This window comes from Pseudomonas saudimassiliensis, from assembly GCF_000939975.1.
Lineage (GTDB): Bacteria > Pseudomonadota > Gammaproteobacteria > Pseudomonadales > Pseudomonadaceae > Halopseudomonas > Halopseudomonas saudimassiliensis.
In genome coordinates, this window is sequence record NZ_LK391969.1 from 2,192,408 (window position 1) to 2,217,673 (window position 25,266).

22 protein-coding genes and 1 pseudogene are annotated in these 25,266 nt (G+C 63.4%); 11 read left to right on the forward strand and 12 right to left on the reverse strand.

Annotation, left to right across the window (positions count from 1 at the left end; genetic code table 11):
• Positions 1–12: 12 nt before the first annotated feature.
• Together VG99_RS10155 and VG99_RS10160 are read left to right on the forward strand one after the other, a co-directional pair.
• Complete coding sequence (locus VG99_RS10155) at positions 13–573, forward strand: sugar O-acetyltransferase (protein ID WP_044499734.1); 561 nt, start codon at positions 13–15, stop codon at positions 571–573.
• Between the two features lie 38 nt (positions 574–611).
• Positions 612–1,331 carry an extensin-like domain-containing protein gene (locus tag VG99_RS10160; RefSeq protein ID WP_082050027.1) on the forward strand — a complete coding sequence of 240 codons (720 nt, stop codon included), beginning with the start codon at positions 612–614 and terminating at the stop codon, positions 1,329–1,331.
• A gap of 62 nt (positions 1,332–1,393) precedes the next feature.
• On the opposite strand, the gene VG99_RS10165 is transcribed toward VG99_RS10160, so the two are convergent.
• Complete coding sequence (locus VG99_RS10165) at positions 1,394–2,302, reverse strand: alpha/beta hydrolase family protein (protein WP_044499735.1); 909 nt, start codon at positions 2,300–2,302, stop codon at positions 1,394–1,396.
• 350 nt (positions 2,303–2,652) lie between these two features.
• Between VG99_RS10165 and VG99_RS10170 the strand changes: the two genes are divergently transcribed.
• Positions 2,653–3,498 carry an MBL fold metallo-hydrolase gene (locus VG99_RS10170; RefSeq protein WP_044499736.1) on the forward strand — a complete coding sequence of 282 codons (846 nt, stop codon included), beginning with the start codon at positions 2,653–2,655 and terminating at the stop codon, positions 3,496–3,498.
• Here the strand turns inward: VG99_RS10170 and VG99_RS10175 are convergent.
• Genes VG99_RS10175 through VG99_RS10190 form a run of 4 tightly spaced genes read right to left on the reverse strand, consistent with a single transcriptional unit; the run spans position 3,489 to position 8,881 of the window.
• On the reverse strand, positions 3,489–5,282 hold the full coding sequence (locus VG99_RS10175) for an ABC transporter ATP-binding protein (protein WP_044499738.1): 1,794 nt from the start codon (positions 5,280–5,282) through the stop codon (positions 3,489–3,491). The genes VG99_RS10170 and VG99_RS10175 overlap by 10 nt on opposite strands.
• Positions 5,279–6,427 carry a beta-galactosidase gene (locus VG99_RS10180; RefSeq protein WP_044499740.1) on the reverse strand — a complete coding sequence of 383 codons (1,149 nt, stop codon included), beginning with the start codon at positions 6,425–6,427 and terminating at the stop codon, positions 5,279–5,281. Before VG99_RS10180 ends, VG99_RS10175 begins: the two co-directional genes overlap by 4 nt.
• Positions 6,428–6,452: 25 nt before the next feature.
• Positions 6,453–7,709 carry a UDP-galactopyranose mutase gene (gene glf / locus VG99_RS10185; RefSeq protein WP_239419882.1) on the reverse strand — a complete coding sequence of 419 codons (1,257 nt, stop codon included), beginning with the start codon at positions 7,707–7,709 and terminating at the stop codon, positions 6,453–6,455.
• On the reverse strand, positions 7,697–8,881 hold the full coding sequence (locus VG99_RS10190) for a glycosyltransferase family 1 protein (RefSeq protein WP_044499741.1): 1,185 nt from the start codon (positions 8,879–8,881) through the stop codon (positions 7,697–7,699). Before VG99_RS10190 ends, glf begins: the two co-directional genes overlap by 13 nt.
• Positions 8,882–9,170: 289 nt before the next feature.
• Between VG99_RS10190 and VG99_RS15520 the strand changes: the two genes are divergently transcribed.
• The 6 genes from VG99_RS15520 to VG99_RS10220 all read left to right on the forward strand — a co-directional run bounded on the left by VG99_RS15520 (position 9,171) and on the right by VG99_RS10220 (position 15,753).
• On the forward strand, positions 9,171–9,566 hold the full coding sequence (locus tag VG99_RS15520) for a lysozyme inhibitor LprI family protein (protein ID WP_052508774.1): 396 nt from the start codon (positions 9,171–9,173) through the stop codon (positions 9,564–9,566).
• 79 nt (positions 9,567–9,645) lie between these two features.
• Positions 9,646–10,527 (forward strand): mechanosensitive ion channel domain-containing protein, encoded by an 882-nt coding sequence (locus VG99_RS10200; RefSeq protein ID WP_044499743.1) that lies wholly within the window; start codon positions 9,646–9,648, stop codon positions 10,525–10,527.
• 32 nt (positions 10,528–10,559) lie between these two features.
• Positions 10,560–11,003 (forward strand): CopD family protein, encoded by a 444-nt coding sequence (locus tag VG99_RS10205; RefSeq protein ID WP_044499744.1) that lies wholly within the window; start codon positions 10,560–10,562, stop codon positions 11,001–11,003.
• A gap of 81 nt (positions 11,004–11,084) precedes the next feature.
• The gene (locus VG99_RS10210; RefSeq protein WP_204216713.1) at positions 11,085–11,552 is read left to right on the forward strand and encodes a MarR family winged helix-turn-helix transcriptional regulator; all 468 of its coding nucleotides are present in this window, start codon (positions 11,085–11,087) and stop codon (positions 11,550–11,552) included.
• A complete protein-coding gene (locus VG99_RS10215) occupies positions 11,542–13,461 on the forward strand; it encodes an FUSC family protein (protein WP_044499746.1) in 1,920 nt (639 codons plus the stop codon). Before VG99_RS10210 ends, VG99_RS10215 begins: the two co-directional genes overlap by 11 nt.
• A gap of 93 nt (positions 13,462–13,554) precedes the next feature.
• A complete protein-coding gene (locus tag VG99_RS10220; protein ID WP_044499748.1) occupies positions 13,555–15,753 on the forward strand; it encodes an FUSC family protein in 2,199 nt (732 codons plus the stop codon).
• A 9-nt stretch (positions 15,754–15,762) separates the two neighbouring features.
• Here the strand turns inward: VG99_RS10220 and VG99_RS16320 are convergent, their stop codons facing one another.
• Complete coding sequence (locus VG99_RS16320) at positions 15,763–15,894, reverse strand: putative transporter small subunit (protein ID WP_239419885.1); 132 nt, start codon at positions 15,892–15,894, stop codon at positions 15,763–15,765.
• Between the two features lie 58 nt (positions 15,895–15,952).
• A complete protein-coding gene (locus tag VG99_RS10225; RefSeq protein ID WP_044499750.1) occupies positions 15,953–17,626 on the reverse strand; it encodes a sodium:solute symporter family protein in 1,674 nt (557 codons plus the stop codon).
• A 791-nt stretch (positions 17,627–18,417) separates the two neighbouring features.
• Between VG99_RS10225 and VG99_RS10230 the strand changes: the two genes are divergently transcribed.
• Positions 18,418–18,759: a zinc ribbon domain-containing protein YjdM gene (locus VG99_RS10230; protein ID WP_044499751.1), complete on the forward strand. Its 342-nt coding sequence runs from the start codon at positions 18,418–18,420 to the stop codon at positions 18,757–18,759.
• A 131-nt stretch (positions 18,760–18,890) separates the two neighbouring features.
• Here VG99_RS10230 and VG99_RS10235 read toward each other — a convergent pair.
• The 5 genes and pseudogenes from VG99_RS10235 to VG99_RS10255 form a co-directional block, all read right to left on the reverse strand.
• Positions 18,891–19,220, reverse strand: a pseudogene (locus tag VG99_RS10235) (DUF3429 domain-containing protein); the annotation flags it as partial.
• Between the two features lie 90 nt (positions 19,221–19,310).
• A complete protein-coding gene (locus VG99_RS10240; protein WP_044499754.1) occupies positions 19,311–21,356 on the reverse strand; it encodes a transglutaminase TgpA family protein in 2,046 nt (681 codons plus the stop codon).
• A complete protein-coding gene (locus VG99_RS10245) occupies positions 21,353–22,312 on the reverse strand; it encodes a DUF58 domain-containing protein (protein ID WP_044499755.1) in 960 nt (319 codons plus the stop codon). Before VG99_RS10245 ends, VG99_RS10240 begins: the two co-directional genes overlap by 4 nt.
• Positions 22,312–23,229: an AAA family ATPase gene (locus VG99_RS10250; protein ID WP_044499756.1), complete on the reverse strand. Its 918-nt coding sequence runs from the start codon at positions 23,227–23,229 to the stop codon at positions 22,312–22,314. Before VG99_RS10250 ends, VG99_RS10245 begins: the two co-directional genes overlap by 1 nt.
• A 97-nt stretch (positions 23,230–23,326) precedes the next feature.
• Positions 23,327–24,667, reverse strand: a complete 1,341-nt coding sequence (locus VG99_RS10255; RefSeq protein ID WP_044501581.1) for a TAXI family TRAP transporter solute-binding subunit — start codon at positions 24,665–24,667, stop codon at positions 23,327–23,329.
• Positions 24,668–24,854: 187 nt separating this feature from the next.
• On the opposite strand from VG99_RS10255, the gene rnk reads away from it, so the two are divergent.
• The gene (gene rnk, locus VG99_RS10260) at positions 24,855–25,262 is read left to right on the forward strand and encodes a nucleoside diphosphate kinase regulator (RefSeq protein ID WP_044501582.1); all 408 of its coding nucleotides are present in this window, start codon (positions 24,855–24,857) and stop codon (positions 25,260–25,262) included.
• Positions 25,263–25,266: the final 4 nt, after the last annotated feature.

The following is a 25,266-nucleotide window of genomic DNA, read 5'->3' on the forward strand; positions in this document are numbered from 1 at the left end:
ACGGGAGAGACCATGCCGAGTGAGAAAAGCAAGATGCTGGCCGGTGAGCTGTACGACGGGCAGGATCCCGAGCTGGTGGCCGACCGGCGCCGAGCCCGTGAGTTAACCCAGGGCTTGCTCACCCTGCCGCCGGATGCCGACGCCGAACGCGCCGAGCTGCTGGCGCAACTGTTCCACGCCCCGACCGATGCGGTCATCATGCCGCCGTTCTTCTGTGACTACGGTTGGAACATCAGCCTGGGTCGCCAGGTCTTTTTCAACGTCAACTGCATCATCCTGGATGTCGCCCCGGTAACCATCGGCAACAACGTGTTGCTCGGCCCGGCGGTGCAACTCAATACCCCGTTGCACCCAATGGACGCTGCCGAGCGCCGGAGCGGGCTGGAGTATGCCCGCCCGATAACGGTCGGTGACGACGTCTGGATCGGCGGCGGGGCGATCATCTGCCCGGGCGTGACCATCGGGCCGCGTTCGGTGGTTGGCGCCGGCAGCGTGGTCGTCAAGGACGTACCGCCGGATGTACTGGTGGCGGGTAATCCCGCGCGCGTTATCCGTCCGCTGGTGCCCCAGTAACGCACCCGTGACTTCCCAAGCAACCAGGAGGCCTGCTGTTGAAGACCGCCCTGTTCCGTCTGCTGAAATGGCTATTGGTGCTGGGGATTATTGCCGCAGCCGTGTTGACTCGCCCCTGGGACCACATCCCGCCCGAATGGCATCCCTGGCAACCCCTGGCTATCGACCACCCCATGACGGTAGTGAGCAAATGGAAGCTGGCGCAGCTCAGGGATGATCCCCAGCAATGCCTGGCTGTGCTGGAGACGGCCCCGGATGGCGCCATCGACTACCTGGCGCTGGACGACTACACCCCAGTCGCCGGCTGTCCTCTTAGCAATGTGGTGCGGGTCACGCGCACCGGGGTGCGCTTCAGCTCCACCTTCACCGTCACCTGCCCCGTCGCCGTGGCCTGGGTCATGTTCGAGCGTCAACAGTTGCAGCCCCTGGCGCAGCAGCATCTGGCTAGCCCGCTGGTACGGGTCGACCATCTGGGCAGCTTCGCCTGCCGCAATATCTACCACCGAGAGGGTGCGCGCCGCAGTCAGCATGCGACGGCCAATGCCTTCGATGTGGCCGGGTTTCGCTTCGAGAATGGCGAGCAGGTATCGGTGTTGAAGCACTGGGATGATCAGGATGCCGCCAACAAGTCGGCATTCCTCAAGCAGGCCCATGAGGCTGCCTGTGGTTACTTCGGTACGGTATTGGGCCCCGATTACAACCAGCCCCACGAAAACCACTTCCACTTCGATGCCAGCGGCTTCGGCTTCTGCCGCTGAGGGCCAGACGATATGCACAGAAAAGCCGACCCGTGGGGTCGGCTTTCTGTTCACTCCCGGGATCAGTACGGGCAGTTGCCGCGGTACTCCGAGATTTTCCGGTCAGACTCGTGGCGCGGGCCACACAGGAACTGGCTGTAGCGGGTGTCGTTGTCCAGGAAGCGCTTCATCCAGGACACACCGAAACGACTCAGCACATCGTTGTTCAGCCCGCCGCCGTTGGCGCAGTAATGCGAGCCGTTGTTGATCTCGACATAGGCCTTGTCGATGTCGTTCGGCAGTTGGTTATAGAACGGCGAGGCGTGACTGCGCACCGGCGCAATGAGGTCGGACTCACAGGCAAAGATCAGCGTCGGCGCCTGTACGCCGCTGAAGCGGGTGGTATCCCAGGGTGCGAGCGGGATGGCTGCCTTGATGCGCCCTTCGCTGGCGACGCGCAGGGTGCCGCCACCGCCCATGGACCAGCCGATGACCCCAAGGCGCTCGGTATCGATCATGCCGTTGACCGGGCTGGTGCGAGAGCTGTTCTGATCCACCAGATAGTCCAGCGCGTTGTTGATCTGCCGGGCGCGGCTCGGTGGCTGGTCGAAGCCGGTGTTGGTGTCGATGGTCATGACCACGAAGCCATGGGACGCCAGCTTGGGGCCCCACCAGTCGATGGAGGACTCGGCAGACACAAACCCGGGGATGACTACTATCGCCGCCATGGTGCCGGTGGTACCCGTTGGGTAGTGGATGGTACCGCCACCGAAGCCGCTGACCAGCCCGGACACCCGGCTGGTGCGCACGCTGTACGGGCCGCTGGAAGCCTCAAGGAAGGCTACGGTCGGATCTGGGCCACGTTCATAGGATTGGCCTGGGTTGGTTGGCTCGTCGGTGGGTGGATTGGTTGCAAAGACGGAAGCGGAGAACATCAGCGCACCCGCGGCTGCCATTGAGAGCAGCGTTTGGGATAGTTTCTTATTAATCATTATTACTCCAGGGATAGTTTCAAATTATTGTTAATTGCATATACCGCCAAGTGCTGATGTCCCGAATAAGAGAACTTCCATCAACAGCACAGAAGTATTTGAGCTGCTGTCCGGTGCGTCAATGCCGAACCGGAAAGTTCACCCGCATGGGTTAAGTGCGCGGCGCAGATAGTTATAAGCGCAACCGAACAACCAGATAATACGAAATTAAAACAAGGGGTTATATTTTGCCACATCACTCTTTCGAGTGATGGCGAAACCACCGCCAATCACATGGTCGCAATACTTGGCGCAATCTTGTTGAACTCCGGAATATCACCGCCTCTAACTCTTCACAGGAGGATATGCCAATGCGAATTCATCATTTGAACTGCGGTTGCATGTGTCCGGTCGGTGGCGCGCTGTTTGATGGTTTCAGCAAGGGGCTGACGGCGAGCCTGGTCTGCCACTGCCTGTTGATCGAAACGGATAATCACGGGCTGGTGCTGGTTGACACCGGTTTTGGCACCAGCGATGTTCTTCATCCCCATCGGCGGCTGAGTCGTTTTTTTACCGTATTCAACAATATCCAGTTCGAGGAGCGGTATACGGCGCTGGCCCAGGTCCGGCAATTGGGCTTCGCTGCCGAAGACGTTCGGCATATCGTGTTGACCCATCTGGATTTCGACCATGCCGGCGGTCTGTCCGACTTTCCCCAGGCGGTGGTCCATGTCATGCAGCGGGAAATCGATGCCGCTCGCAGCGCTGGCGGTTTCATCGGCAGCAAGCGTTATCGGGGGCAGCAATGGGCCCATGGGGTCAACTGGCAGTTCTATCAAGCTGCCGGCCAGCCCTGGCACGGGTTCGATGCCGTACGTGATCTGATCGGCCTGCCTCCCGAAATCCTGCTGATCCCCCTGGCCGGGCATACCCAGGGCCACGCGGGTATCGCCATCGACACCGGAGACAGCTGGCTGCTGCATGCGGGTGATGCCTACTTCTACCGTGGCGAAATTGGCCAGCGCGAGCGCAGCTGCACCCCGGGGCTGCGCTTCTATCAAACCATGATGGAGGCCGACCGCCGCCAGCGCCTGGAGAACCAGCGGCGGCTGCGCGACCTATCGGTGGACCACCGCGGCGAGGTACGCATTTTCTGCAGCCATGACGCGGTGGAGCTGGATCAGTTGCGTGCAGGCGCGGCCTCAGGTCAGGGGTAGTCCTCCGCCGGATCACGGTTGAAACCTTCGGCCTGCATCCGCCACAGCGCGTCGAACTCACCGCCGCGCTGACGTAGCTCCTGGGGCGTGCCCTCCTCCACCAGCCGGCCATCGCGGAGCACGACGATACGGTCGAAGGAGGCAAGCGTGGACAGCCGGTGGGCCACAGCCACCACGGTGCGGTTGTGCATCAGGTCGTTGAGCGCGATCTGGATCTCGGCCTCCGATTGGCTGTCCAGCGCCGAGGTGGCCTCGTCCAGGATCAGCAGCGGAGTATCCTTGAGGAAGGCCCGGGCGATGCCCAGGCGCTGCCGCTGCCCGCCGGACAGCATCACCCCGCGCTCCCCTACCAGGGTGTCATAGCCCTGGGGCAGCTCACGGATGAAGCCATCGCAGTAGGCCTGGCGTGCGGCGGCTATCACCTCGTCATCGGTGGCCTCCGGGCGGCCGTAGCGGATATTCTCGCGGATGCTGCGGTTGAACAGGGCCGTTTCCTGCGGCACCACGGCGATTTTGTCCCGCAGGCTGTCCTGATTGACGGTGCGAATATCCTGGCGGTCGATGAGGATCCTGCCGTTCTGCACATCATCGAGCCGCTGGATCAGGCTGATCAGCGTGGATTTGCCGGCGCCCGACGCGCCGACGATGCCCACTTTCTGCCCGGCCGGAATATGCAGGCTGAAATCATCGAATACCCGGCGCCCGTCGGGGTAACTGTAGCCGATATGCTCGATGCTGATTTCACCCGCTGCCAGCGCCAACTTCACCTGCGGATCATCCAGCGCGTGGGGCTGCACTATGATGCGCAGGGTGTCGTCGATGGCGCCGACCTGTTGGGTTGCATCCACCAGCGCCAGGGCGAGGTCCCGGGAGCCATGCAGGATGCGGAAGGTCAGCGCACTGACCAACACCACGTCGCCAGCCGTCACCTGCCCGTCCAGCCACAGGGAAATCGCCCAGACCAGCATGCCCCCGGCCATCAAGGCCAGGCAGATATCGTGCAGCACCCGGGCCTTTTCCAGGTACATCCAGCTGCGCCGCTGGGCCTGCGCCTCATAGCCGATCTCATGGGCCAGGCGTTCGCTTTCCCGGTCCCGGGCGGCGAAGGCCTTGATGGTCCAGACATTGGACACCGCATCCACCAGCTCGCCGCCCACCCGTGCCGCCTGGGCGGCGAAGCGCTGGTGCTTGGAACGCCCCCGAATGCCGAAGCCGGTGATCAGCACCGCGACGATCGCCACGAAGATCACCAGCGCCAGCGCCATGCGTGGGTCGACGGTGAGCAGCAGCACCACGGCGCCGAGAAAGTCCACCACTGGCGGGATGATCTTCCAGGCGAGACCGCCATAGATGGCCCCCGCGGCGGCCCCCAAGGCGGAAATGCGGTTACCCAGGGAGCCGGCAAAGTGCTCGTTGAAGTAGCGCATCGGGTGGCCGGTGAGGTGGCGGAACAGATCGACGCGGATATCGACGACGCTGGCGACCACAGTGCGGCAGCCTAGCCAGCCAGCCAGGCGCCAGAGAATGTTCTCCAGCACGATCAGCCCAAGAAACAGCAGCAGCGGCGTCCAGACCGACGCCTGCCGGGTGTCCGCGGCCATGGCGTCCACCAGCAGCTTCATGCCGTATTGCACCGCCACGGCGCAGCCAGCGGCACCGATGACCAGGGCCATGAGGCCGCCGAAATGCCAGGGGCGCGTGGTCACGTAGTGCCAGAGGAAAGGGACTGTACGGTTGGGCAGGGGCGGCTCCCGGGCCGCTGAATGATTCTGCAGTACGCTCATGGGCTGCTGGTCAGGATGGCGGGTTCGGTGTGGGGATTGAAGCGCACCTGCTGCGCTTGCAATTCGTCTGCCAGCCCTTGGTGCAGCGGGCGTTCGCCGTTGGCATCGGGGAAGCCGAACAAACCCACCGGGCAGTGACGGTCATCGGTCCAACCGGGATAATCCACCACGGGATAGAGACAGATGCCCTCCACCGGCACGCCTTGCTGCATCGCCAGCCATACCTGCTCACTCACATAGTGCAGCCAGTCGCCACGCACATCCCCTTCGGCCCCTGTTTCGGCGACCAGCAACGGGCGGCGATACCGATGGTGGATCTCCGCGAGGATACCGCGGAACGGCCGGTAATCCGGGCTGTTGCGCTCGATTGGCGGCCCGTTCAGATACCACTGGTTATCCGAGTAATAGTTGACCCCGACGATATCCAGGTATTCCGGTCCCCCGCCGAGCCCCGGCCAGAGTGTGCCGCACAGCATATCCCAGGCCTGGAACTGGGACAGGCGGAAATCCTCGGCCTCGCGCACCGGGCCCGGCCGGTCGTTGGGCGCCACCACGTGGATGGCCGGATCCACTTGCACGAAACGGGCCCGCGGGTCGACCTCCCGTATGGCGTCGATGGCGGCAATGGTGGCGCGCACCAGTTGATGCTTGAGCTCGAAGCCGCGGCCCCTTGCCATCGGGTTGAAGTAGGCGACGTCGCCACCCGCCCAGGACCAGAAGGAAATTTCGTTCAATGGCGAGTAGAACGGCACCCGGTCACTCTCATCCTTGACCAACTGCGCCACCGCTGCGGCATAGCGGGCAAAATGCTCGACAAAGCCCGGGCGCCAGATATCGATGTGATCTGGCCAGCCGTAGTGGCACAGATCCCAGATGATCTGGCTACCCTGCCGCTCTGCGGCCTGCAGCATCGGCAGGAAGCTCGACCAGTCATACTGCCCCGGCGTCGGCTCGATCAGGTGCCAGCGCAGCCCGTCGCGGATGCTGCGCAGGCCGTGCTGGCGCAGCAGCGCGTAATCCTGTTCGGCCCACTGTTCATGACCGGTCACGTCGATCAGGTCCAGCCGTCGCCCATCGCTGCGCCGGTGGTTCGAGCACTCGAAGCCGCCGAGAAAAAAACTGTCAAACAGACTCGCTTGGTGCATCCAGATTCCTCTTGTGCGTTGCCGTCTAGATACCCTGTTTTACCAGACTACGGGACGACGCCTCGTCCGTACCGGCCCGGGCGCGCTCCTCGATACGCTTGTACAGCGCCAGCGCCTGGCCAACCACCTGATCCATGTTGTAGTACTTGTAGGTGCCAAGCCGGCCGAGGAAGGTGACATCCTCCAGGCTGTCGGCCAACTGCTGATAACGCTTGTACAGCTCGGCGTTTTCCGGGCGCGGCACCGGGTAGTAGGGGTCGCCCTGATCGGAGGGATACTCATAGGTGATGCTGGTCTTGGGGTGCACCTGCCCGGTCATGTGCTTGTATTCGCTGATCCGCGTATAGGGCACGCTCTCGTCCGGGTAGTTGACCACGGCCACCGACTGGAAATGCTCCTGATCCAGGCTGACGTGCTTGAACTGGAGGGAGCGGTACGGCAGTTTGCCGAAGCGGTAGTCGAAAAACTCGTCGATGGGGCCGCAGTAGACCAGATGGTCGTAGTCGACTTCGTTACGGATTTCCCGGTAGTCGGTATTGAGCATGACCTTGATGTTCGGATGCGCGAGCATCCGCTCGAACATTCGGGTATAGCCATGCTTGGGCATCTGCTGGAAGGTGTCGGTGAAATAACGGTCATCGGTGTTGGTGCGGGTCGGCACCCGGGAGGTGACCATCTTGTCCAGTTGCGAAGGGTCCAGCCCCCACTGCTTGCGGGTATAGCCGCGGAAGAACTTCTGGTACAGCTCGCTGCCGATCTGGTTGATGACCACATCCTCACTGGTACGGATATGCTCCACCGGCTCCGCGCGGCTGGCCAGGAACGCCTCCGCGTCAGCCTCGCTGGCCAGGTCCAGTGCGTAGAGCTTGTTCAGCGTGGTGCGGTTGATCGGGATCGGCAGTTGCTGCCCGTCGACCTCGGCCAGCACCCGGTGTTCGTAGGGACGCCACTCGGTGAAGCGCGACAGGTAATCGACAATGCGCTGGGAGTTGGTATGGAAGATATGGGGTCCGTAGCGGTGGATGAGGACCCCGGCATCGTCATGGTAATCGTAGGCATTGCCACCAATGTGCGGACGGCGATCCACCACCAGCACCCGCTTGTTCAGCCCGCTGGCCAGTCGCTCGGCCAGCACGCTGCCGGCGAACCCCGCGCCGACCACCAGATAATCGAAGCCGCGACTGCGCACCGGTACGGGTTCCTTGAGCACACCCGGAAAGTGCGTGGGGGAAAGACCCGACAGTGAATCATGACCGTTACCGCGCATGGTTACATTGCCCATTTCATTTTCTCCATCATCAAGCTCCAGGTGTGATCCCAGGACATATCGCCGAGGACTGAATCAGCCGCAGTGAGGAAGCGATCGCGGTCGGCTGCCGCCGCCAGTGCCTGTTCCGCTGCGGTAACGAATTCGGCCGGGGTGGCGGCAATGTGCACCACCTCGGTATCGCCATAGGTACGCACCACATCGCGGATCGGCGTGGACACCACGGGGCAGCCGCCGGCAAGGTATTCCGGGGTCTTGGTGGGGCTGATAAAGCGGGTCGACTCGTTCAACGCGAAGGGCATGATCGCCACATCCCAGCTGGACAGGTACGCCGGCAGCTCCTCGTAGGTCCGGGCCCCGGGATAATGCAGGTTGGCGCGCTGAGGCAGCGCTGCCGGATCGATCTTGACCACCGGGCCGACCAGCACTATGTGCCAGTCGGGGCGCAGCTGGGCGACCTGGTCCAGCAATTCGATATCCAGGCGCTCGTCGATCACGCCATAGAAACCCAAGCGCGGCTTGGGAATGGGCTGCATGTCCTGCGGCTCGTCCTGGCGCGCCCTGGCCCTGGCAAAGTGGTCGATATCGACACTGCTCGGAAAGGCGTGGACGTTATCGTGCAGGGCCTTCTTGGCTTCCCATAGGCTGTAGCCGCCGGTAAATACCAGGTCCGCCCGTTGCAGCAGGGCCTGCTCCCGCTCGACCAGTTCCGGCGGCGCGCCGCGAAAGGCCGACAGCTCATCCATGCAGTCATAGACGATCAGGGACGCCGGCAGGTGCCCGGCGATATCCAGGGCCATGGGGGTGTAGAACCAGAGCATGGGACTGTCGACCTGCAGCCTTGCCAGGTAGTCATCCAGCATGGCGCGCTGCAATGCCCGGGCGGCTTCGCCCTGGCATTCCTCGGGCAGCCGCGGGATCAGCACCTGCACCCCGTTCTCCTCGCTGCGCACCTCGAGTCGCGGCTGGCCGTCTTCGCTGGGAATCGGCTCCTCAAAGAACAAGACGTTGAACTCCCGGGCAAACCGCGACATCAGGTGTTGCGGCCGCTGATACACGAAACTCCAGCGCAGGTGGGACAGGACGAGCAAGGTCGGGCGCTGCCGATCGAATGCGAGCTCGCCGGGCGGCAGCCGCGGCTCGCGGGATTTACCGATGTCGTACTGGAAGGGTCCTGCCCAGCTCATGAATATGCACCTCGTCGTACTCATGGGGCCTATGGAGTCCTTTCCAGACGCACACGATCAGGTCATCCGAGAAGCCGGAAGCTCTGCTACAGAATTGCTTATATGTATTCTCGGGAGTCCCTGGAGAAGCCCGCACAGCCCTGCGCGGGAGTCAAGAAAGGGGGGAAATGTCACCACCCAGATTTATTGACGCAGCCAGAACGCATTCGGTTCAGACTTTCTACGGTGCTTGTTTGCAGCTCTGCTACCATCCCCACGTGATCGAGCACACCCAGCCAAAGGCATACCGATGAAGCATTGCAAGGTTCTACCCCTCCTGGTACTGCTGGCCAGTTGCAGCAGCGCCGACGAGTCCACCACAGATTGCAGTGATGCCCTGACCACCCAGCAGATCAACGCCTGCACCGGGGCGCAACAGGAGCAGACCGAAGCCCGGCTCAATGCGGTATACCAGCAGCTCATGGACCAGCTGGCAGCGCCGGATGCGGGCCTGGACAATGCCAAGGCGGTACAGGGACAGGTACGGGCGGCCCAGCGCCTGTGGCTGGCCTATCGCAAGGCTGACTGTGACGCGCAGTTTTCCCTGTACGCCGGTGGCAGTATCCGCACCGCTGTGTACCTCAATTGCATGGAGGCCAGGGCTGCCCAGCGCATTACCGAGCTGGAGGCGTATTTTCCCTACTGAGCGGAGCTGCGCGCATCGATTGACGGCGCTCCCATGACAGCAGATCATTCCTGCCTGACTGTAACCAGGGATACGCAACATGTTTGACAATGTGGATTGGCTGCCGGACAACTTCGTCATTTCCGACGGCGTTTTGAGCCTGCTGGCGAGCTCGCTCATCCTGATCGTGACGGTGGTCATCCTGCGGGCACTGACCACCCGCTTCATCCAGCGCACGGTGAATTCACCCGAATTGCGTGGCCGCTGGCTGGTCAATTCGCGCAACGGCTTCCTGCTGCTGTTGCTGCTCGGTCTGGTGATGATCTGGGGCGAGGAGCTGCGGACCCTGGCGCTGTCCATCGTCGCCATCGCGGTGGCCTTCGTGGTCGCGACCAAGGAGTTGATCCTGTGCTTTACCGGCTCGCTGCTCAAGAGTGGTTCACGCTCCTTTGTGCTCGGCGATCGGATCCAGATCAAGGATCTGCGCGGCGATGTGATCGACCAGAATCTGCTGGCCACGACCATTCTCGAGGTCGGCCCCGGCAAGCATCTGCATCAGCGCACCGGGCGCCGCATCGTCATTCCCAATGCCCTGTTCGTCTCGGAGCCGGTGATCAACGAAAGCTTCACGACCCACTACGACTTCCACGTGTTCACCGTGCCCTTCAAGCGCGAGGACAACTGGCAGGCGGCGCAACAGGCGCTGCTGGCCTCGGCTGCCCGCCATTGCGAACCCTATCTGGAGTTGGTGCGCCGCTACATGAGCAAGATCGGCAACCAGCGCGGCCTGATGATGCCCTCGGTCGACCCCCGGGTGACCATCCAGGTCCCGGTCGCCGGTGAAATCCACCTGACGGTACGGATTCCGGCCAAGGCCGGTGAGCGCAACTTCATCGAACAGGCCATTCTCACCGAAGTATTCTCCGAGAACGATTTTTCCCGCCGCCGCGAACCGGCGGAGCAGCCAGTTGCGGCCGACTGACCCGCCTGGGCGTACACCAGCAAGGAAGTGTCATGTACAAATACGTATTGGTTCTGCATATCGTCTCCGCCACCCTCTGGACCGGCGGGCACCTGGTACTCGCCCTGGCGCTGCTGCCGCGCATCCTACGGGAACGGTCGCTTGCCGACCTGCTGGCCTTTGAAGGCGCCTACGAGAAATGGGGCATGGCGGCCCTGGCGACCCAGGTGGTTACCGGTCTCTGGCTGGCCCATACCCTGATACCGGATGTCAGCGCCTGGTTCGCGGGTGACAACTTCGTCACCCGACTGATATTGATGAAACTCACGCTGCTGGCCCTGACCCTGGCGATTGCCCTGGATGCCCGCATTCGGGTGATCCCCAACCTCACAGCCGATACCCTGCCGGTCATGGCCCGGCGTATCCGCCTGATTACGTTGCTCGGGGTCGCGTTCGTGGTGGTCGGTACCACTTTCCGTACCGGACCCTGGTTGTAGCCGACTGACCCGCCCGGGCGGCATATCCAGGCATTCCACGGCGTGTTATGATTTCGGTCCAATTAGCTTGGATTCAAATCATTGGTCATACATACACCCTGCCCGCGCAACCGGTTCGGCATCCACTTCGTCATGTTGTCCCGCCTATGGCGGCGCAGCCTCGACCAGAAGATGGCCGCGGCCGGTTTCGCCGATATCAGTTGGTCGCCCCTCATCCACCTGGCCGAATCCGGTGATGGGGTCAGCCAGAAGGCCCTCGCCGCGCTGGTCGGCATCGACGGCTCCAGCCTGGTGCGGCTGTTGGACACCCTCGAGAGCCGGGGCCATATCCAGCGCTGCCCCTGCCCCGATGATCGCCGGGTCAAGCTGGTCATGCTCACCGCCGATGGACAGCAGATGGTCCACACTATCCGCGATCACCTGGAGCGTATCGAACGGGAGATGCTGCAGGACCTGGATGATGAACAATTGCTCGCCATGCTCGGCGGCTTCGACCGCATCAAGGACCGTCTGGCGCTGATGGCCGAGAGCACCGGCCATGGGCAATAGAATATATGCCCAGCTGTCACGCTTTGGCTTCGACATACCCCGCTGGAACTTTGCGCTGCGCACTGCGCTGGCCTCCGGCCTGGCCCTGGTGCTGGCCTGGCTGATCGGCCTGGAGCATCCCCAATGGTCAGCCATGACCGTGTGGGCGGTTTCCCAGCCGGTACGCGGCATGCTGGTGGAGAAAAGCCTGTTCCGCGCCGTTGGTACGGTGGTGGGTACCGCGTTCGGCATCGGCCTGGTGCTGGTCGCCGGCGATAACCTGCCGCTGCTGGTCATCAGCCTGTCCCTGTGGGTTGGCCTCTGTGTGGGCGTCGGCAATCTGCTGCATGGCCTGATTTCCTACGGCGCCCTGCTTTCCGGCTATTCGGCAAGCATGGTAGCGCTACTCCATACCCAGCAACCGGCGGGACAGATCATGGCACTCGGCAGCGACCGGCTGTTGACCGTCATGACCGGGGTCCTGGTGGGCCTGCTGGTGGGGTTGCTCTGTACGTCCCGGCGTGCCGAGGATCCTCTCAGCGGCCGGGTACGCCGGACCACCGCCCAGCTGCTGCAGGACATGGCCGCCCGCTTTACCGGGTCGGACCAGCGCGCCCGGGCTGATGTCGCCCACACCCTGTTGCAGGAGATCGCCAGCGCCGAGGAGAATTTTGCCAGCAGCCAGGCCGGATCGCTGCGCAACCACCGCCGCGTCCGCGCGCTGCGCGCACTCGTGCAGGCCCAGGTGAGTGGCGTGTATTGGCTGCGCAACTCACTTAACCTGCCCGCCAATACCGGTCTGGCCGAGGCGCTGGCGCAAGCGGCCCGGGCGCTGGACCTCAATGGTTGGGGCGATGACTGCCTGCAGGCCCTCGAGACGGCCCTGACCCGGTGTGCCGACGACGCAGTGACCGCCGCGGTGCTGTGCCAGCTGCGCGATGCACTGCGGGACAATGCGGCGCTGGAGGGCACCGGCAGCGGGTCGATGCCGCTGCGCAGCAAGGTAGTATTGCACCGCGACTGGATCGGCGCGCGCCAGGCCATGTGCCGTGCCACCGGCCTGTTGCTGGTGGTGGGCGGGGTCTGGGTGGTGACCGGCTGGGGCGTGGGAGCCTACCTGATGCTGGGCGTGTCGGTGATGATCGCGCTGTTTTCCACCTTCGAAACGCCCGCCCATATCATGGGGCATATCTTCATCTGGCAGGCGGTCGCCGCCGTTGCGGCCCTTGGCTGCCATTGGCTGGTCTGGCCGCACCTCACGGCGGAATGGCAACTGGTGGCGACCCTGATCCCCTTCATTGTGCTGATCACGCCCTTCTACGCACACCCACGCTGGATGACCGGGTCGATGGATTACGTGATGGCACTGTTGCTGCTGTCCCGCCCGCTCTATCCGCTGAGTGACAGCTTCACCACCTCGGCCAGCACCGCTGCGGCGGTGGTCTGTGGACCGCTGCTGGCCTACCTTGCCTTCAAGACCATCTGGCCGACCGATGCCCGGCGCCGCCAGTGTCATCTGACCGATCTGATGTTGCGGGAACTGGCCGCCATGGTGAGCCGCCAGACCGCAACCGAGCGCCAGGCGATCCGCCAGGCCCGCCTGTACCACCGGATACTCAAACTGATCCAGCACACCGGGCGCACCGGTGATCCACTGCGCCCGGTTACCGACGGCGCCCTGGCGGCCATGGCAGTGAGTAATGCGATCCCGCTGCTCCATGAGCTGCGTCAAGTTCCGGATGATGAGCTGGTCCAACGGGGCGCCACCACCACGCTCCGGCGTTTACAGCGACTGCGGCAGGACCCGGAGGCGGCCGCCGCCGCGCTGCGGCAACTGGCTAGCCATCTGTGGGGCACCGGCCACCCGGCGGCCTGGGAGGTGGAGAACGCCGCCCGCAGTCTGCAGGCCCAGGCCGTGTTTTTCCGCTGAAAACTGTTCCCCGGCGCGCCTGTGCCAAGGCACCGTAGCTTCCCAGCGCAGGGGGACGTCTATGCTATTGGAATCAGCTGTGAAGGGGCATCCATGAATAGGCGGTTCGACAAGGCGCTGCGGGTATTACTGAGTTCCCAGGTCACTACCGGGGTATCCGCCGGCTTCGGTTTGTTGCTGGTCTCAGCCGGCACCTTCCTGCTGTTTGGCCAGTTCCCGGCCTCGGTCGCCACAGTGGGCGCCATCATCTGTATTCCGCCGGATCACGCCCTGCCCCGCCGGGGCAAGCTGCTCAGCCTGCTGCCCGCAGCGCTGCTGGGGCTGCCGCTGTTTCTCAGCGTCCAGGCGCTGCTCAGCCAACCGCTGTACCTGGGCATGCTGCTGGTGCCGGCGACCTTCTGCGCCTTCCTGGCGGGCGCCTGGGGTCAGCGCGGGGTGCCCATCGTGATCTCCATCATGTTTGCCATGATCTTCTCCATGGCAGTGCCCCAGCATCTCAACCAGGGCTCGCTGATCCAGACCGGCCTGTATTTCGCCCTCGGGTCGACCTGCTATGTGGTGTATTCGACCCTGGCCAACATGCTGCTCAACGGGCGCTATCGAGTGCAACTGCTGGCCCAGTCGATGCTGTCGCTGAGCCAGCTGATGCGCACCCAGGCAGACCGTTTCGACCCCGCCACGGACACTCCATCGGCCGGGCAACTGATGCGCCAGCAGGCGGCGCTGGCCGACCAATTGCAGGCCGCCCGTGACCTGCTGTTGGAATCACCCCGCACCCGCCAGCGGCAACGCCTGGCGGCGATGCTGATCAACGTGCTGGAAATGCGCGACCACCTGCTGGCCAGCGAACTGGACCTGGACCTGATCAAGTCCCGGCCCGAGGCGGCCGCAGCCCTCACGTCCATCCGCGGGGTCATCGACCAGATGGCCGATGAGGTCGATATCATGGCCGATGCCCTGCTCCGTGGTCGCAAGCCGGCTCCGCTGAGCGACCTGCGCCCGGCGTTGGCGGCACTCAACCGTCTGCAACTGGAATCGCCGGAACACTCCTCTCACCGGCCCTCGCCTACCACTCTGATGCGGGGACTGACCAACCGGGTGGGCAATATCAATGACGAGATCCTGCGGCTCAATCGGTTGGCCCGCGGCGATGTCGAGCCGGATCTGGCAGCGGTACGCACCGCCTGGCAGCTGTTTGTCAGCCCGACCAACTGGTCCCTGCGCCCGGTATTGGTGCTCTGGCGCTGGGATGCCCCGCCACTGCGCCATGCGCTGCGCGGGGCGCTGGCGGTGGGGGTCGGCTACCTACTTTCCCTCGCGCTGCCCTGGGCCACCCATGGCTACTGGATCCTGGTCACCATCGTCGTGGTCCTGCGCGGAAGCCTGTCGCAGACCCTGGAGCGGCGTAACAGCCGGGTCGCCGGCACCCTGCTGGGATGCGTCCTGGCCGGCGCGATCCTGTCCAGTGGCGCACCCACCTGGGCGCTGCTGGTGATAGTGCCCATTGCCCAGGCCGTGTCGCATTCCTTCGCCATCCGCCGCTATCTGGTCACCGCCGTGTCGGCCACGGTACTGAGCCTGGTGCAGGCGCACCTGCTCAGCGCCGCCGACGTGCCGGTATTCAATGCGCTGGAACGTATTGCCGACACCTTGATCGGCGTCGGTATCGCCTGGGCCTTCAGCTATGTACTTCCGTCCTGGGAGCGCGGGCAGATTCCTTCGCTGGTCAACCGCACACTGGCAGCGCAGGCGCGGCACGCGCAGATCACCCTGAACCTGGGTTATCTCAACGCGGTGGATGACGAGCCGGAGCTGGAGTGGCGGCTGGCGCGCAAGGAGACCTATGACAGCCTGTCAGCGTTGGTGCAGGCCACCCGTAGATCGCTCGCCGAGCCACGGGCGGTGCGGCCGAACCTGGAAGCGCTGGAGGCCTTTCTCGGCCATGGGTATCAGTTGCTCGCGCAGCTGACCACGGTCAAGACCATGCTGTTGCAACTGCGGCTGCAGCAGGGACAGGAACAGATCCAGGAGGCCTTGCAACTGGCCGGAAACGAGATCAATGACAGGTTGCTGGCGGGCAGGCCCCAGGCGGAAGCCGGAGCGTCGCTCAGTGCGGGGGCGTGGCTGGAGGAAACTGCTTTTACTGATCCCTTCGTCTACGACCTGCGGCCGTGGATATTGCGACGTCTGGATCTGGCGTGTGAGATGGCCCAACGTATCCGCAACGATGCGGACGCGGCCTTGCAGGCCGGGGACGGCGGGGAGCCCGAAGGCTCACCCGCCCGACCGTGAACGGCGGACTTATACCATGTCCGCGTTGGTGCGTTTGGCTTCGCGATAGTCCCGGACCACCGCGTAGCTGATCAGCCCGAGCATGCCCAGGGTGATCGCCGGCCAGACCAGAATGTAAGAACCCAGAACGATAGTTTCCATATTATTCTCCTTGCTAGATAAAGATACCGCCCCCGTTCCGGGGACGGATAACGGATCCTCAGCGGGTAACGACTGCATCGACCGCCGCAGGTTGGTCTTCCGCGGGCAGGTTGTAGTCAGTCACACGCTGCTGGATCAAATCGAAGTCGAAGCGTTCACTGCTCATCAGGCTGACCCCGATGCAGACCAGGGTGCTCACGCCATAGGCGGTGAGGGAGGACAACAGCACGGTGAACTCGCGCAGGTTACCTACCCCAATCCAGGCCACCACCGCCGTGGCGATGAAGAACGCAATGACGCCCATGCGCTTGCCGAAGAAACCAAAGGTCATCAGTCCACCGACCACGCCGGCACCGACCGCGGCGAGCAACTCGACGCCAATCGCCAGCACGCCGGTCATGGCCAGCAGCTCGAAGCGCACCAGGCAGAAGATCGCCAGGGCGACGATCACCGCCCAGGTAAAGGCTGCGTTGGTTACCCGGTTCCAGAAGCAGCTGGCAATGACCGGGAACACCACGGCGCCCCACAGCGCACCAACGAACACCAGCATCACCAGGATATCCAGCGAGAAGCTCGCGAAGATCATGCCCAGCACAGTGGCGGTAATCATGGTCATGCGTCCGATCAGCAGCATCTTCTTCGGGTTGGCCCGGCCCTTGGCGATGTTCTTGCCGTAGACATCCGCCATCATGATCGCTGACAGCGCCGACAGGTCCGAGTCGGCAGTGGACGACAGCGAACCGATCACCAGGATGAAGAACAGCGCGATGAATGCCGGCGGCAGATAGCTGGACACCATCTGCGGGATAAGGTTGTTCATGTTGCCATCCAGCGGCTCGACACCCAGGGTCAAGGCCATCAGACCAATCATGCCCAGGCCGATGACGATGGCGCCGTAGCTGATGGTGGCGGTGATGAAGGTGGGCTTGATATGCGATTCGTCCACGGCGAACAGCCGCTGGGATATGGTCTGGTTACCGATAGCGTAGGCCAGCACCGCCACAAAATAGGGTGCCCCCTGGTGGAGGAAGGCTTCGGTGGAGAAGATATTGACCTGCTCGGCCGTCAGGTTCGACAGGTTATCCGCCATGACCGCCGGCCCGCCCATGGCGAACAGCACCGCGGGGATGATCACCACGGCAATCGCCATCATCGCCATCAGCTGCGCAAAATCGGTGAACACCGACGCCCGGAAGCCCGAATACAGCGTATAGCTGAGCACACCCAGGCCGGCGATCACTATCCCCGCCTGGAAGGACAGCGGCGACAATACCGACACCAGGGCCCCCGCGGCGGTGAGGTTGACCATCAGGCTGATGATGCTGCCAAGGATATTGGAGAACGCCAGAATCAATTGGCTGGAGGCCCCGTGGCGCGCATGGATAAGCTCGCCCAGGGTGTGGGCGTTGGGGGCCAGTTCGCGGAAACGGCGTCCGAAGGGATAGATGAACAGGATCATCAGCGCGCCCCAGAAGCCGTAGTGCAGCGGGCCGGAGACGCCGTAGGTATAGCCGGAGGTGGCTGCCGCATAGAATGAGGCCGCCCAGATCCAGGTGGCCGTCATGCTCGCCGCCCCCATACCCAGGCCGATACGCTGGTTGGCGACCATGAAACCGTCGGCATCACCGTCATCCTGCTTGATCCGGGTGGACAGGAGATAGGTACCGCCGTAGAAGGCGATCAACAACAGCAGCACTGTCGTGGTGGAAAATTGAAACAACTCGGAATTCACTGCATGACCTCGTGGCTTCCCGCGGCAACGGACATCCACCCCGAAGGGGGCGCAACCGAACCGCAAAAAAAGAACAGGATCGTGCCGCTGCGCATAAGGGGAAGCGCACGACAAACGACGATGACAAGGATGCTCTGGAAAACGCAGCGTGCCGGGACCCGGCTGAATACAATGGAGCGCCTGGTTCAGGCTCTGGAAACTATCAGCACGGCCGAGCGATATCGCTGTTCAGAGATTCCTACAGCAGAGGGCAACAGGAATGCTAATGGTAGCCTTTGTAGGCCGAAAGGTTGGAAAACGCGGTCTTCAGACTGAAGTTTGAAACTAATGCACTATCACGGTAGTTGAACATAGACATTATTTATTCTCCGATGTTACTTCTGTCCATTTTATATGGCTGGCTTTACGAACATCTCCTGAAGTGATGCAAACATAACCAAACACTTATCGGGTTGATCACCCGGGTTTTTCTCTGGCAAACAATGAAATAGCCTGGGCCGACATGCAGTGAAGTGCAACCTGAAACATGTTTTTTCAACTGCATCAGGGGCTGCGCAGAACCTCTGCTTCAGCGTCATGCCGACCTGGCCGATGGACGGATTCTACAGTACCACCCCCGTTGCTACAACCTTGGCTCCTGGCCACGGCCGCCGACAGCCGCTGCGTAAAGGTCTGCAGCCCCCATGGGGCGGGCCCTGTAAATGGACAAGGCTCCCCCTGCATGGTAGTGTCCGCGCCAGCCCAGCAAGGTTCCCAGGCTCTCCGAGCCAGCTTCCGAAGAAGGTAATATCATGAGTACGCTTCCTAACTGTCCCTCCTGCAACTCCGCCTATACCTATGAAGATGGCGCCATGTATGTTTGCCCGGAGTGCGCCCACGAATGGTCGAAAGAGGCTAACCACGACGCCGCTAGTGATGAACGCGTTATTACCGATGCGCACGGCAATGTTCTTCAGGACGGCGACTCGGTTACCGTGATCAAGGACCTGAAGATCAAGGGTTCTTCTTCCGTAGTAAAGGTAGGGACCAAGGTAAAGAACATTCGACTGGTCGACGGCGACCACGATATTGACTGCAAGATTGACGGTATCGGCGCGATGAAACTCAAGTCCGAGTTCGTCAAGAAGAGCTGAGCCGGTCCCGATGCAGCACTATCACTACTGCATCGGGTGTCCCAGCGCTAGCCTTTCACCAGGGTGGCTGCCCAGGCCACCGCCATCGAGCCGACGGCAACCAGGCTGAAGGGTTTGCGCAGGGTGGTATACCAGGCCGGCGCCAGGCCATGCCGGACCGCCCAGATATCTGCGTAATAGAGGGCGGCGAAGGCGAAGAAGAACAGCGGTACAGCCAGATCGATCGGTAGGCTCAGGGCCAGCCAGCCAAGCAGCGGGGGAATGACCGACAATCCCAATTGCACGGGTGCGTCGCGGCTCGACTCGTCGGCACGCATCGCCAGCCCCCAATGCAGCGCCCCCATGAAGGCCAGCATGACAGCGGCAAAGGACATCAACTCTTCCATCACCCAGATACGCCAGCCTTCGGGAATCACCCAGAGACCCAACGCACCCGTGACAAAGGGCAGCAATCCAGCCATGGCCAGCCCAATGGCGAGCCCGGGTGGGCGTGAGGCATTGAAAGGGTGCACTGATGGCTCCTGTCTGACCCTGCAATAGAGCGCATCACATTACAACCGCGGCCCCTCTCCAGGCAAGTCCAACGGCGTGATGGGCCGCCGCGGACGGGTGCGTGGCAAGGCTTGCAGCAGGGCCCGCAGGGCCAGGTTGAGTTGGGTGGCCGCTGGCGTGGGGGCACCGGGCGGGGTGGCATAACCCAGCCGCACATATTCATCGAAGAAAGCGCCCAGTTCGTCCCGTTGTGCCGGCAGCGCGTGTTCCAGGCGCTGTTGCCAGGCGCGGGGGCCTTCACCGGTAGCTGCCTGCAATTGCAGACGGCCCAGCCGCCGGTTCAGCTTGACCCAGGCGCGCCGCTGCGGGTCGCGGGGCTGACGATCCGGCCGCAGGATCCACAGGGCCATGGGCAAGGCTATCAACAGCGACAGCCCCAGGGAGATCAGCCCGACCCGCTGCCAATCGGTGGTGCCCAGCCAGCGGCGGAAGAAGTCCAGCTGCCGTTCGCTCTGGTAGCCCAGCACCCGCAGCTGCCACTGGTAGTTGATATCGTCCCAGAACAACCGCATATCGTTGATCCAGCCAATGTTGCGATAACGCGCGGCCGCCAGGGGCGAATCCTCGAGAAAGCTGCCCTCCCCGGCCAACGCTTCCTGCAGCCCCCGCTCGATGCGCTCAGGGGCCACCTGGAAGGTCGGATCGACCGATACCCAGCCCTGCCCCGGCAACCAGGCCTCCACCCAGGCGTGGGCGTCGAACTGGTGGACCAGGACGTAATTGCCCCGGGGATTCATTTCACCGCCCTGGTAGCCGGCGACGATCCGCGCCGGAATTCCCGCCGCCCGCAATACGAAGGTCATGGCGCCGGCAAAATGCACGCAGAAACCACGCGGGCTATCGAACAGGAACTCATCATTGGAATGCTGCCCCAAGGGTGAGGGGCGCAGGGTGTAATGGAAGGGTTCCCGGTTGAAATGACGTAACAGCGCCTGTACCAGGGCCGCATCATCAGGATAAGCCTGGCGCAGCTGGGCGGCAAAGGCACGACTGCGCGGATCACCCTGCTCCGGCAACTGCAGATTGATCCGCTGCTGCAGTGGGTCCAGTCCGCCGGGCTGCAACAAACTGTCCAGCCGTGAACTGGCGCCATAGGACATCGCCTGGGCCAGGGGGCGCCGCGCCTGCAGCAGGTAATCGCCGGTCAGTACCAGGCGTTCATCCGTTGAACTCGCCCCGCGCAGACTGAACACCCAGGGCTGGTTGCTGGCCGGGGCCACCACCCGGTAACTGACCGGATCGCCCTGCGGCTCCCAGTCCGGTGGCGTGCCGGCCGAATTGAAGCGCGAGCGGCTCCAGCTGCGCCCGTCGAAGCGACTGAGCGTCAGGGCCCGCCAGTACAACTGTGGCTGCGCCGGCACCGCGCCGTCGAAGGCCGCGCGGAACGCCAGCTCCCCGGAACGGGCCAGCTCGGCAATATCCCCGGGGGCCATGCTCTCCGCCAGGCCGGTCCGGGCCTGCTGACCCGGCGCATTGACCGACCACAGTGGCCCCATGCGCGGGAACAGCACAAACAGCACCACCATCAAAGGCACAGCCTGCAACAGCAGGAGTGCGCCGGTGCGCATGGCCCGCGCCGGATCGTTGCGCCCCGGCGTCTGCTGCAGACCTACCAGCGCGGCGACCAGCACCAGCAAGGAAAAGCACTGGAACAGGGCCAGGGGAATGCTCTGGTCAAACAAGAAGGCGGTGGCGACGATGAAGAAGCCCAAGTAGATGACCACCAGTGCATCACGGGGCCGGCGCATCTCCAGCAGCTTGAGCATGAACAGCATGAGCAGCAGCATGACCGCGGCATCCAGGCCGATCAGCGTGCCCTGGGCCAGGAATACCCCACCGGTGACCAGCAGCAGCGCCAGCACACGCACCAGCAATCCCGGGTAGCGCCAGCGCATACGCTGGATCTGCACCCGCCACAGGGCGCAACCCAGCCACAATACGGCCACCCAGAGCGGCAGCCGGGGCAGGTGCGGAGCGAGGGCCACCACCTGCGCAGTAAGCAGCCAGACCAGGCTGTTGCGCGGGATCAGTGCATGGCCGGTCATGGCGCCACCCCATGCAGTGCCAGGGCGCGCAGGCAGCTGTCCCGGTGGGCCTCACCCTGGCCAGGGCCGATGCGCTGCTCGCCCAAGGCCAGGGCGTAGGGCCGGCGCAGGCTTTCCAGTTGCAGCACCCAGCCGGCCAGGCAGCTCAGTTGCTGTTCTACCGAGGAGCCGGGGGTGTGCGCCAGGTCCAGCCACAGGCTGTCCTGCTGGGGTTCGGCGAAGACCTTGCTGTGCAGACCCTGCCCCCGGGACCAGGCGCGCCAGTCGAGCCGTTTCCTCGAATCGCCGGGCTGGTAGGCCCGCAGCCCCTGGAAATCATCGACCCCTTCGGCGAGCAACTGATGACCATCGCCCGCTTCCGCCGCCCGGCTACCGGGCAAGGGCAGCGTCAGGGGTTGCGGATACACCAATACCCGCCAGTCCAGGTCGACCAGGCTCCAGGCGACGAACCAGCCCAGCGGATAGCGGGTTTCCACCCGCAGGCGGCCCGGCCGCAACCAGCCGCGCTGGGTGGTGGGATGATACAGCGGCAAGGCCGCCCCCAATTCACGCTCGACGTCCACCTGGCGGCGATCGGTACCCGGCCAGAACAGGGTAATAGCCTGGTATTCCCGCCGGGGGGCGAGCAACGTCAGGGGCAGCTCCGCCGCCTCGCCGGCGAAGACGGGCAGACTGCCGCCGGCCTGCAGTTCCAGGCCGGCAAGATTGCGATAGGTATGGTGCAGCCCGATCCAGAACAGACTGCCGAGCAGGAACACCACCGCGTAGACCAGGCTGTTCTGGTAGTTGATCGCACCGATCAGCATGATCACCAACAGCAATAGCAGCCCCATTCCGGCGCGGGTGGGCATGATGAAGATGCGCCGGTGATTCAGCCGTACCCGGCTGGCCGCCGGAATGCGCCTGGTCAACCAGCGCTGGAACAGGGCACTGGTCTGGCCGCTCAGCCGAGCCATCAAACCGCCGGGACCTCATTCAGCAGCCGCTGGGCCAGGCTGCCACCGCCGTGCCCGGCAGGGTCGTCACTGGCCCGCAGCCGGTGGCTGACCACCGCCGGCAGCACCGCCTGGACATCCTCCGGGATCACGTAGGCCCGGTGTTCCAGCATGGCCCAGGCGCGCGCCGCCGCCAGCAACCCGAGACTGGCCCGGGGCGACAGCCCCCAGGCGCAGAGCTTGCTTTCCCGGGTGCGCGCGACCAGCCGCAGGATGTAATCGATAACCGCCTCGCTTGCCGTTACCTGCGGCACGGCAGCCTGCAGCGCCAGCAACTGGGCACGGGTGAGCGCTGGGGTGAGATCGTCCAGGCGTGCCCGGCCGGTACCGCCCAGCAGCAGGGTCTTTTCCGCTGCCGCGGCCGGATAGCCGAGGGACAGGCGCATCAGGAAGCGGTCCAGCTGGGATTCGGGCAGCGCGAAGGTGCCGCCCTGGGACGCCGGGTTCTGGGTGGCGATGACAAAGAAGGGGTCGGGCAGCGGTCGGGTGGCGCCATCCACCGTGACCTGCCCCTCCTCCATGGCCTCCAGCAGGGCGCTCTGGCTCTTGGGCGTGGCCCGGTTGATCTCATCCGCCAACACCAGCTCGGCAAATATCGGCCCCGGATGGAAGACAAAGGCGCCGGTATTGCGATCAAACACCGAGGTGCCGAGAATGTCCCCGGGCAGCAGGTCGCTGGTGAACTGGATGCGCTGATAGCTCAGCCCCATCACCCGGGCCAGGGCCTGGGACAGGGTCGTCTTGCCCATCCCCGGCAGATCCTCGATCAGCAGATGCCCCCGCGCCAGTATGCAGGCCACCGCCAGCTTGACCGCATGCTGTTTGCCCAGCAGTACGTGGTTGATTGCGTCCGTTGCCTTGCTCAACACATCCTTCATGTTCACCTCTCGTTTGGCTGCCACCTCATCTTAGACCAGCCCGCTGCGGTTGAAACCCCGGGCAACGAATGGATACACACCGTGGACTCAGCGGCGGTCAGCCCGCGGATGCGCCAGACTCATCGCGCATCTGCCGTAACCGGCTGATCATGTACCCCACGTGCAGATGCAGGCTGTAGAGTTCATGAGCATAGGACAAGGGCACGTCAACCCGGGTCAGTTCGTCCTCCAGCCTCACCAGGCTGTCGATCTCCCGCTCCAGCACCTGGTTGATGCCGCCGGTGTGGATCAACTTGTCCACCCGGCGCAGGTCGGCGTACCAGCGGTAGACCCGAGCACGCATGCGCCAGGTATACAGCGGCCCCATGCTCTTGAGCAGCGGCAGCATGATGACGATAAAGGGAATCAGCAGCACCACGTAGCGATCGAAGATGGAGGCAATCCAGAACGGCAGGTAGCGCTGCAGCAGCGGTACGCCATGCTCGTGGTAGTAGGCCGCCTCACCGGTCAGCTCCAGCTCCATGGGCGTGGCGGCGGGAAAGCTGCCCGGCGGGTCGAGCAGGCTGCCCTGGCGCAGCACCTCGGCGGTTGCCCTGAGTACCAGCGAAGTGAGCGCCGGATGCAGCGTTTCGTTGGCCACCAGGGTTGCTACCGGCGACAACAATTCAGTGCGTTGGGCGGGGATATCACGGCCCAGGTCCAGCAACCCCCGGGGGATGCTCAGGATATCCAGGAAAGGTAGCCGTGCGGCCAGGGCTTCGGTCTGCTGCAGGTCGACCAGCTCCAGCTCCGGGTCAGCCAACAATTGTTGCACCGTCGCATTGGCCACCGGCAGGACAAAGAAGGCGGCATCAAGCTCGCCGCTGCGCAGCCCGTTGAGCGAGGCCGTGGCTGATAGCCGCTGCCAATGGCCAGCGGCAATATCCGCCTCGCCGACCTGCTCGCCGTACTGGTTGAATAGACTGCGCACCACCGCCCAGGTGCCACTGCCGAGGCTGCCGACCGACAACCGCCGGCCGTGCAGATCCGATAACTGGGTAATGCCCGCGCCCCGCCGCTGGAACAGCCAGAGCGGCTCATGGTAGATCGCGGCGAGCCCGGTCAATTGCTCGCGCTGGCGCTGCTCGACCAAGCCGGTGGTGCCGCTCTGGATCAGTCCCAGCTGCACGGCGCCGCTGCCATCGGTCAGGCGCTCCAGATTCTCCACTGAACCGCTGCTGGTCAGCAGTTCCAGCGTCAGCCCCTCCTCGGCCAGCCGCTCCTGCAGGGCCAGGGCAAAGCTGTGATAGCCGCCGGATTCCACCCCCGTGGTCATCACCAGACTGCGCGGCGGCGCCGGATCGAGAAAGCGGAACAGCCCCCAGGCGATCAACAACGCCAGCGGCACTATCCATAGATTGGTGCGCACGAACAGCGCTACCTGCTTCATCACTCGCATCTCACCTTCCCCATCATCAACGCCGGTCTGAAATCGGCGGCGGTCCGCCAGCAAAACCGGCGGGGAGCTTGCAAGAAGTCTTCTTTCTGGTACTGTCTATCCATGCCGATGTCCTGTTGGCTTCTTTACCTGTATTTCCCAACTGCCGATTCTTTATTGTTCTTTACAAGGAGTAATGCTGTTCGCCATGAGCAAATCACCCTCTATCGTGCTCACCCGTCTGGATGTCCAACGCCTGGATGAGGTGTTGAATACCATGGACGCGCCGATCGATCTGCTGGAGGCACTCGAAAACGAGATGCTGCGAGCGAAGGTCGTAAGTCACACGCGCGTCGCTCCGGATGTGGTCACCATGAATTCCACGGTGCGCTTCGCGGATGAAACCAGCGGCCGCGAAATGGTCTTGACCCTGGTCTACCCCGACAAGGCCGGAAAGGAAGGTACCATCTCGGTCCTCGCCCCGGTGGGCATCGCTTTGCTGGGCCTGAAGAAAGGCCAGAGCATCGACTGGGCCGGCCCCAATGGCCGTCCTCTCAAGCTCAAGATCATCGACATCGAATACCAGCCCGAAGCCAGCGGCGACTTCCATCTGTAAAGCC